Here is an 8670-nt window from a genome sequence, read left to right as displayed (position 1 = left end):
CGACGACGGCGAGGGCTGGATTCTGGGGTTTGGCTACGACGAGAGCGACTGGGACGGAGACTTGCTGCAAGCGGCGACGCTGGACCGGGTGAGCGCTGATCGCCCGGTCGCGGCCGCGCGCGAGGATATCCACACGGTGTCGGTAAACCACGCCGCGCTGGACGTACTGGACCTGCCCGGCGACGGCGTTCGGACCGAGGACGGAGCGCCGACCGGCGTGCTCGTCGAGGAAGCCGCTGAGGCCGTCTTCGACGCCATCGCGCCCGACTACACACAGACACGGGAGTATCTGCTGGCTGCACAGGAGGTGGCTCTCTCTGAGGGAATCACTGCCGTCCACGACATGGTACGGCAGTCTCACGCCCCGCGGGTGTACCGCGACCTAGACACCGAGGACGCACTCTCCCTGCGAGTGCGGCTCAACTACTGGGCAGACCACCTCGACGCAGTCAGGGAGCTTGGCCTGGTGACGAACCACGGGAGCGACCGAGTGCAAACGGGCGCGATCAAGACGTACATCGACGGGTCGCTCGGGGCCGGCACCGCGCGGCTCCGGGAGCCGTACGCCGACAGCGACAGCGTCGGCGAGTGGCGAACGGACCCAGATGCCCTCCGGGAACTCGTGTCAGCGGTCGACGACGCGGGCCTCCAGTTCGCCGCTCACGCCATCGGCGACGCGGCTATCGACGCGCTGCTTTCGGCTATCGAATCAGTCGACGCCGCGGACGAGCGCCATCGCGTCGAACACGCCGAGGTGCTCACCGGCGACCTGGCGGAGCGACTGGCGGCGTCGCCACTGGTCGTTTCGGCGCAGCCGAACTTCCACCGCTGGGCGGTGCCGGGCGGCCTGTACGACGAGCGACTCGGCGAGCGCCGCGCGCTGACGAACCGGTTCCGCGACCTCGTGGATGCCGGCGCACAACTGGCCTTCGGGAGCGACTGTATGCCGCTTTCCCCGCTGTATGGCGTCCAGCAGGCCGTCACCGCGCCGGAGTCGAACCAGCGCCTGACAGTCGACGAGGCGCTCCGAGCGTACACCAGCGGTGCCGCGTACGCGGGCTTCGACGAGGACCGGATGGGCACGATTACGCCGGGATCGGTTGCGGATTTCGCCGTGCTATCGGCCTCTCCGTGGAGCGTACCGGATGGTGATATCTCGGACGTAGCCGTCACGCTGACCGTCAGCGGCGGCGAGGTCGTGTTCGAATCCGGCGAGTAAGTCCGACAGACGGCAGTATCGACGCGTCACGTTTCCTGTTTCTCGGTAACAAACAACATAATTCGACAGTACGGGATATAGAAGCAGTTAGATCGCCAAACCCGGATATAAAACCCGATAGGCCACCAACACCTGAAACAGAACTGTAGTTACCTCCAATATCAGGTATACAATTTCCTTGCCCACCAACCCTCGACTTTGAAGATAAAATCTTTTCACGAAGGAGTTCTGAAGTGTGAGTACCGACAGGTGGATACATCGTGCCCGAAATGGAAACCGCCGCGTTCGAGACGGACCTCAGCCTCTTCAAGTACGACAACCTCGAGCAACTCCCGCCGGCGTACCGGGACCTCGAGGCGGACGAGCGGACCGAGCGCATCGAGAGCGCGCTCGATACCCTCGGCGACGACGTGGTCATCCTCGGCCACAACTACCAGCGCCGGGAGATCGTCGAACACGCCGACTTCATCGGCGATTCCTACCAGCTCTCGAAGGAGGCCGCCGAGTCCGACGCCGACTACGTGATTTTCGGCGGCGTGACGTTCATGGCCGAATCCGCGGACATCATCACGGACGACGACCAGTCCGTGATCCTCCCGTCGATGGAGGCGTCCTGCCCGATGGCGGGCATGGCCGAGGCGCTGCAGGTCGACGCCGCGTGGGCAGAACTGACCGCGGCGCTCGACAACGACGAAGAGATTATCCCCATCACGTACATGAACAGCTACGCCGACCTGAAGGCCTTCTGTGCCGAGCAGGGCGGCCTGGTGTGTACGTCCTCCAACGCCCACAAGGCCTTCGAGTACGCCTTCGAGAAGGGCGACAAAGTACTCTTCCTGCCCGACAAGCACCTCGGCGAGAACACGGCCCACCGGCTCGGCATGGCCGACGAAACCGTCGAGTGGGACCCGTGGGACGCCGAGGGCACCGACGCCGCTGACGCCGTCGAAAACGACGTCATTCTCTGGGAGGGGTACTGTCAGGTTCACGAACGCTTCCGCGAGCACCACATCGAATCGATCCGCGAGGACTACCCCGACGCGAACGTCATCGTTCACCCCGAGTGTCGCCGCGAGGTCGTCGAGGCCGCCGACGTGGCCGGCTCTACGTCGACTATCTGTGAGTCCGTCGCCGAGGCTGATCCCGGCGAAACGTGGGCCATCGGCACCGAGATTCACCTCACCCACCACCTCCAGCGGTGGCACCCCGAGGTGAATGTCGTCCCGCTGTGTGGCGACGCCTGCATGGACTGCAATGCCATGCGCCAGATCGACCCGAACTACCTCGCGTGGGTGCTTGAGGAACTGGTCGAAGGTCGCGAGCGCAACGTCATCGAGGTCGCGCCCGAGGAGAAGGAACTGGCACAGGTCGCGATGGACCGAATGCTGGAGATCTAACCATGACGGACGACCCGATTACGACGGACGTGCTGGTCGTCGGCTCCGGCATCGCCGGGCTGGCGGCGGCGCTCGCCGCGGCCCGTGAAGGCGACGACGTGACGCTCGCCACGAAGGCGACCCGTCCGGAAGGCTCCTCATCCTGGTGGGCTCAGGGCGGCATCGCCATCTCCCGAGATACGCCCGAAGAATTCAAAGACGACATCATGGCCGCCTCCGACGGCACCGCCGACCCCGACGCCGTCGATGTGCTGGTCGAGAATGCCAACGAGGCCGTCGAGGACGTGCTGCTTGAGACCTTGGACGTCGAGTTCGACCAGAACGGCTCGGGCCACGACTTCACCCGCGAGGCCGCCCACAGCGAAGACCGCATCCTCCACGTTGACGCCTCGACGGGCAAGCACATTCACGTCCCGTTCCTGAACTACATCGACGACCACGACGGCGTGGAGATTCTGGACGACACCGCCGCGCTCGAACTCATCCGTCACGAGGGGCGGGTCCACGGCGCGATGCTCGAATCCGACGGCGAGGTCGACCCGTACTTCGCCGGCAGCGTCGTGCTGGCGACGGGCGGTATCGGCGACCTCTACCCGCGGACGACGAACCCCGACAACACCACTGGGGACGGCATCGGGATGGCCGCACTCGCCGGGGCCGAGGTCGAGGACATGGAGTACGTGCAGTTCCACCCGACGGCGTGCGTACTCGAAGGTAATTCCGGTAGCGCTGAGGTCGCCTTCCTCGTCAGCGAGGCCGTCCGCGGCGAGGGCGGCCTGCTACGCAACGACAAGGGCGAGCGGTTCATGCCCGACTACCACGCGGACGCCGAACTCGCGCCCCGCGACGTGGTGGCCCGGGCAGTCAAGGCGGAGCGAGAGGCGACCGGTGAGGTGACGCTGGATGTCTCGCCGCTTGACTTCGCCGAAGAGTTCCCGAACCTCGCAGACCGCTGTAAAGAGCACGGCATCGACTGGACAGACGGCATTCCGGTCGCGCCCGCCGAGCACTTCCTCTGTGGCGGCATCAACGTCGACGACCGCGGCCGGACGACGCTGGACCGACTGTACGCCGTCGGCGAATGCTCCCGGACCGGCGTCCACGGCGCGAACCGCCTCGCCAGCACCTCCCTGCTCGAAGGGCTGGTCTGGGGTCTACGCGCCGGCGAAGACGCCGCCGGGGCCGAACCCGAACCAATCGAAGCGCCGGAACTGCTCGAACGCGACCCGGACCTGCCCGAGCGGTTCGCCCGCGACAAGTTCCAGCGGCTGACCCGCGTGATGGACGAGAACGTCGGCGTCGAGCGCGACCCGGCCGACCTCCAGCGGGCGATGGCCGTCCTCCGCCGGCTCAAGGGCGAGGTCGACGCCTACGTCCGCACGCGGACCAGTCGCTCGCTGTACGAACTCCGCCACGCCAGCGTCACCGCCCTGTTGATCGCGCGCCACGCCGCCGAGAACGAGGAGAGCGTCGGCACGCACAATCTCGTGGATGCGAGCGAGGAACCACCGGAGTCCACGGCTGACTGATGCTCGCCGACAGCGACATCGAGCGGTGGCTCCGCGAGGACGTGGGCCACCACGACGTGACCAACGACGTGCCCGGCACGACCGAGGGGCGACTGGTGGCAAAAGAGTCCGGCGTCGTCGCCGGCCTTGACGCTGCCACCGCGGTGTTTGAGTATCTGGACTGTGCAGTTGAGACACCGGTCGACTCGGGGGCGGCCATCGACGCCGGCGACGTAGTGCTTCGCGTCGACGGCCCCGCGCAGTCGGTCCTCCGCGGCGAGCGCGTCGCCGTGAACATCACCGGCCATGCCTCGGGCGTGGCGACGAAGACACGGGCCGCCGTCGATGCGGCGGAATCGGCTGCGACAGATTCCACCCCTCGTATCGCCGGCACGCGCAAGACGACTCCCGGCCTGCGCGGCATCGAGAAGCGGGCGGTAGCGGCCGGCGGCGGCGACACCCATCGACTGGACCTCTCGCACATGGTGATGGTCAAGGACAACCACATCGCCGAGATGGGACTGGTCGACGCCATCGAGCACTTCCGCGAGCGGGCCTCCTTCGCGACGAAACTCGACGTCGAGGTCGAAGCTCCGGAGGACGCCCCGCGGGCCGCCGAGGCCGGCGCGGACATCGTCCTGCTCGACAACATGTCCCCCGCGGAAACTGAGCGGGCCGTCGACAGAGTGGCAGCGTCTACTTCCGGCGCGCTCACCGAGGCTAGCGGCGGTATCACAGTTGCGGACGTGCCGGCCTACGCCGAAACGGGCGTGGACATCATCTCGATGGGATCGCTGACCCACTCCGCGCCGACGCTGGATTTCTCTTTCCGAACGGGCTGAGTCCCGGTTACTCCGGTCCACTCGTCGAAGATTCGGTTCTGAGTTCCGGCGGGAGTTCGAGTTGCTTGATACCGGCCCGCTCGTCGATTCGGAACCGATACAGCGCCGTGGCCTCCGTCTCGGCCGCCCGTTCGAACACGTCGGGCGTCCAGGAAGTGTCTATCTGTTCTTCGATTGCCCTGCGTTCGTCGTCAGGGACTCGTTCGATGGTCCCCGTCAGCAGGACGCTGCGCCAGTTGAACGTCGTTTCGACGTCGTAGATGAGAAACCGGGCAACGTCCGCGTGGTCGCTTGCCGTCACTTTCCGGCTGTCGGCACCGAGAACGTAGACGAAGTAGAGCGCGGACTCGCCGTCGTACCAGAAACCAAGCGGGCGCAGTAGCGGCGCGGAATCGGTCGGGACGCCAAGCACGCCAATGCTCTTCCGTTCGAGGGTCTTTTCGATGTCCTCGACGTTCATCCGGAGCATTCCGTAGTCTTCTAGTTCGGTAACTGTCATGTCGTAACTTGTCGGTAGATAATCATAAAGCCATAGGGCGCTAGCCCCGGGTTCTCCGCTCACAAGGGTGGCCCTTGCCGTCAGTCCGTCTCAGTCCAGCCGGCGCGCCAGCATCACCTCGTCGACCAGTTCGCCGTCGATCTCGTAGTGGCCATCGCGGACAGCCTCGACCGTCCAGCCGGTCTCCTTCAGGAAGTCGATGGCCCGCTCGTTTGTGGCCGGCAGGCTGTTGTACACCTTTCGACAGCCGCGGCTCGCGGCCCATTCGACCCCGCGGTGGAGCAGGTGGCTGCCGATACCGTGGCGGCGGTACGTCTCCATTACTCCGAGCGTGAGTTCGGCCGTCGACGCGAGTTCGGCCACCTCGGACATGGCGACGTGGACCCAGCCGACGACGTCGTCGTCGACCGTGGCGACGAACACGACGCGACAGCGGTTTGGGCCCCAGCGGACGAGCGTGTCCTCGTAGGCCAGTTGCTCGGCGACACCGGCCGCGATGATGTACGGTGCCTCGCTGGTCACGTCGCGTATCGTGCCGACGACGCCGGAGAGGTCCGACGGCCGGGAAGGTCGTATCTCGTAGCTGACGCCGGCCTCGTAGTGTTCGGCCGTCTCGCCGTGGTGGAGCGCCACGGTCAGCTTCCCGTCCTCGGTGGACTCGATGAGGTCGTCCCGTTTGAGAATGGAGACATGGTGCTGGAACCGCTCGGGATCGACGCTGATGGCTTCGGCCACCTCGGCGGGCGCGACGGGGCCGTTCCGCTCCACGAACCGATACACGTCGGACCGCTCACCGCCGAGTTCGAGGTCTGTTGGGGACGGCATTTCGCTATGGCTCACTGATGCCTGTATCCACTTGAAAATTCCCGAGAAGTTAGTCTGAGAGCTTATGTCGACTTGCCAGCAGCGATGCCGTGGCCGCCGGTGAAAGCGTCTGGCAGCTGTCGATACGCGGGCCGTCGTCACGTCCGCGTGATGCTTTTGTATGGTCGTGGCTCATTCTCGACCATGCCAGACGCGGTCCGTCGCTGTTCCGAGGACGGCTTTTTCGAGGGGGATGCGTGCCCGGTCTGTGACAGAGAGGGGACCCTCGTTCTCGACGGCGAACGGCGGCGACAGCTCTCGAAATTCACCTCGGGAGCGCTCAGACACTTTCCCGAGGACGCCGGTATCGAGGTAGACGAAGCGGGGTGGACGGCGTTCGCGTCCCTCCAGGCCGCAGTCGAGCGGAAGTACGACTGGGCCGACGGCGAGGCGCTGGCTGGAGTCATCGCCACGGACCCGAAAGGGCGGTTCGAGCGGACAGGAACCAGTGACGAGTCAAGTACAGTGGCCGCTGGCGGCCGCGTTCGGGCGGCCTACGGGCACTCTGTCGACGTAACCTTGGATGCGACCGACGACCCCATCCCGGCGACGCTGTATCACGGAACTGTACCGCGAAACGTCGCGTCGATACGCGAAACGGGACTGAAGCCGATGGGGCGACAGACGGTCCACCTCTCGGACTCCGTCGCGGCGGCCCGCGAGGTGGGACGTCGCCACGCCGCCGACCCCGTCGTGTTCGTCGTCGACGCCGCGGCGATGCAAGCCGACGACCGCCGAATCGTCAAGCGCGGGATCGAGACGTACACGACTGACCGCGTGCCGCCGCAGTACCTCTCGCTGCTGGAAAAATAGCGCGATTGCGCCGCCGCCTACTCGACAAGCGGCGTGCCGGTCATCGCCTCCGGCTGGTCGATGCCCATGAGCATGAGCATCGTCGGCGCGAGGTCGGCCAGCGTCCCGCCGTCGCGGGCGGTCCGGCCACTGGCGGTCCCGTCGGCGGCGAGGTAGATGAACGGGACGGGGTTGGTCGTGTGGGCCGTGTGCGGGTCATCGACAGTCCCCATGTCGTCGGCGTTACCGTGGTCGGCGCAGATGAGGACGTGGCCGCCGGCGGCCCCAATCGCCGCGACCAGCCGGCCGAGCTGTTCGTCGACGGCCTCGACGCAGTCACCGCCGCGTCGAAGTCGCCGGTGTGGCCGACCATGTCGGGGTTGGCGAAGTTCAGGACCATCGCGCTGGGGTCCTCAGTCTCGATGAACTCGATAGCGGTGTCGGCCAGTTCCGGCGCGCTCATCTCCGGCTGGAGGTCGTAGGTCGCCACGTCAGGGCTGTCGACGATTTCGCGGCTCTCGCCGTCGAACGCGACCTCACGGCCGCCGTTGAGGAAGTAGGTGACGTGGGGGTACTTCTCCGTCTCGGCCAGTCGAATCTGTGTCTTCCCGGCTTCAGAAAGCACCTCGCCGAGTACGTCCTCGGGCTGGTTCGGCGGGAAGGCGACCGGCAGGTCGAACGTCTCGTCGTACTGCGTCATCGTCACCAGTCGGGTGTCCGGCGGTTCGGTGTCGGCCCCCCAGTCGTCCGGGCGGATGTCGCCGAGCATCCGGGTGAGTTGTCGGGCGCGGTCCGAGCGGAAGTTGAAGAAGATGACCGCGTCGCCGTCTTCGAGACCGGCGTGGTCGCCGACGGTCGTCGGCTCGATAAACTCGTCCGTGGTGTCGCGGGCGTAGGACTCCGTAGCGGCCGTGACGGCGTCATCCGCGTGGTGGTCGCCCTCGCGGTGGACGATGGCGTCGTAGGCCCGACGGGTCCGCTCCCAGTTCTGGTCGCGGTCCATCGCGTAGTAGCGCCCGCAGACGGTGGCGACGTGGCCAGTTCCGTGCGCCTCGGCGTGGGCTTCGAGGTCGGTGAGGTAGTCCTCGCCGCCGGTCGGCGAGGTGTCGCGGCCGTCGGTGAAGGCGTGCGAGACGGCGTCAGTCCCACGCTCGCCAGCGAGTTCGATGAGCGCGTGGAGGTGGTCCTGATAGGAGTGGACGCCGCCGTCCGACACGAGGCCCATGAAGTGGACCCGACCGCCGTGGTCCTCGGCGTGCTCGAAGGCCGACAGAATCGTTTCGTTCTCGAAGAATGGCGGGTCCTGTGCGGCGTCATCGGGCGGCGACTCGCCCCGGGAGCGCGCGATACTATCGCTGACGCGAGCGGAGTCCTGCTTGACGACGCGGCCGGCCCCGATGTTGAGGTGGCCGACCTCGGAGTTGCCCATCTGGCCCTCCGGGAGGCCGACCCGGCGGCCGTGGGTGGCAAGCGTCGACGCTGCGCCCGCGTCTCGGTAGCGGTCGAAGTTCGGCGTGTCGGCGGCGGCGACGGCATCCCGGACATCGTC

At 66.5% G+C, this 8670-nt stretch carries 7 protein-coding genes and 1 pseudogene; 5 read left to right on the top strand and 3 right to left on the bottom strand.

All coding sequences use genetic code 11. The features are described 5' to 3' along the window. The 4 genes from GJ630_RS18660 to nadC form a co-directional block, all read left to right on the top strand. Window positions 1-1219 (top strand): amidohydrolase (locus tag GJ630_RS18660; RefSeq protein ID WP_191450673.1); only part of this gene is annotated, 1219 nt, incomplete at its 5' end. 269 nt (window positions 1220-1488) lie between these two features. Further along, a complete protein-coding gene (nadA, locus tag GJ630_RS18655; protein ID WP_191450675.1) occupies window positions 1489-2616 on the top strand; it encodes a quinolinate synthase NadA in 1128 nt (375 codons plus the stop codon). A gap of 2 nt (window positions 2617-2618) precedes the next feature. Beyond that, window positions 2619-4145 carry an L-aspartate oxidase gene (locus GJ630_RS18650; protein ID WP_014039596.1) on the top strand — a complete coding sequence of 509 codons (1527 nt, stop codon included), beginning with the start codon at window positions 2619-2621 and terminating at the stop codon, window positions 4143-4145. Next, window positions 4145-4966 (top strand): carboxylating nicotinate-nucleotide diphosphorylase, encoded by an 822-nt coding sequence (gene nadC / locus GJ630_RS18645; protein WP_058990876.1) that lies wholly within the window; start codon window positions 4145-4147, stop codon window positions 4964-4966. Before GJ630_RS18650 ends, nadC begins: the two co-directional genes overlap by 1 nt. Window positions 4967-4973: 7 nt before the next feature. On the opposite strand, the gene GJ630_RS18640 is transcribed toward nadC, so the two are convergent. Together GJ630_RS18640 and GJ630_RS18635 are read right to left on the bottom strand one after the other, a co-directional pair. Continuing rightward, entirely contained in the window at window positions 4974-5465 is a 492-nt protein-coding gene (locus GJ630_RS18640; protein WP_191450671.1) for a pyridoxamine 5'-phosphate oxidase family protein, read from the bottom strand. Between the two features lie 90 nt (window positions 5466-5555). Further along, entirely contained in the window at window positions 5556-6290 is a 735-nt protein-coding gene (locus GJ630_RS18635) for a bifunctional helix-turn-helix transcriptional regulator/GNAT family N-acetyltransferase (RefSeq protein WP_014039593.1), read from the bottom strand. Between the two features lie 183 nt (window positions 6291-6473). Between GJ630_RS18635 and GJ630_RS18630 the strand changes: the two genes are divergently transcribed. After that, the gene (locus tag GJ630_RS18630; RefSeq protein WP_191450669.1) at window positions 6474-7142 is read left to right on the top strand and encodes an RNA 2'-phosphotransferase; all 669 of its coding nucleotides are present in this window, start codon (window positions 6474-6476) and stop codon (window positions 7140-7142) included. A gap of 17 nt (window positions 7143-7159) precedes the next feature. Here the strand turns inward: GJ630_RS18630 and gpmI are convergent. Continuing rightward, window positions 7160-8670, bottom strand: a pseudogene (gene gpmI, locus GJ630_RS18625) (2,3-bisphosphoglycerate-independent phosphoglycerate mutase); the annotation flags it as partial.

Source organism: Haloarcula sp. CBA1122 (assembly GCF_009741785.1).
GTDB lineage: Archaea > Halobacteriota > Halobacteria > Halobacteriales > Haloarculaceae > Haloarcula > Haloarcula hispanica.
Note: the sequence above shows the minus strand (reverse complement) of the source record. Positions and strands in the feature narration are given on the sequence as shown.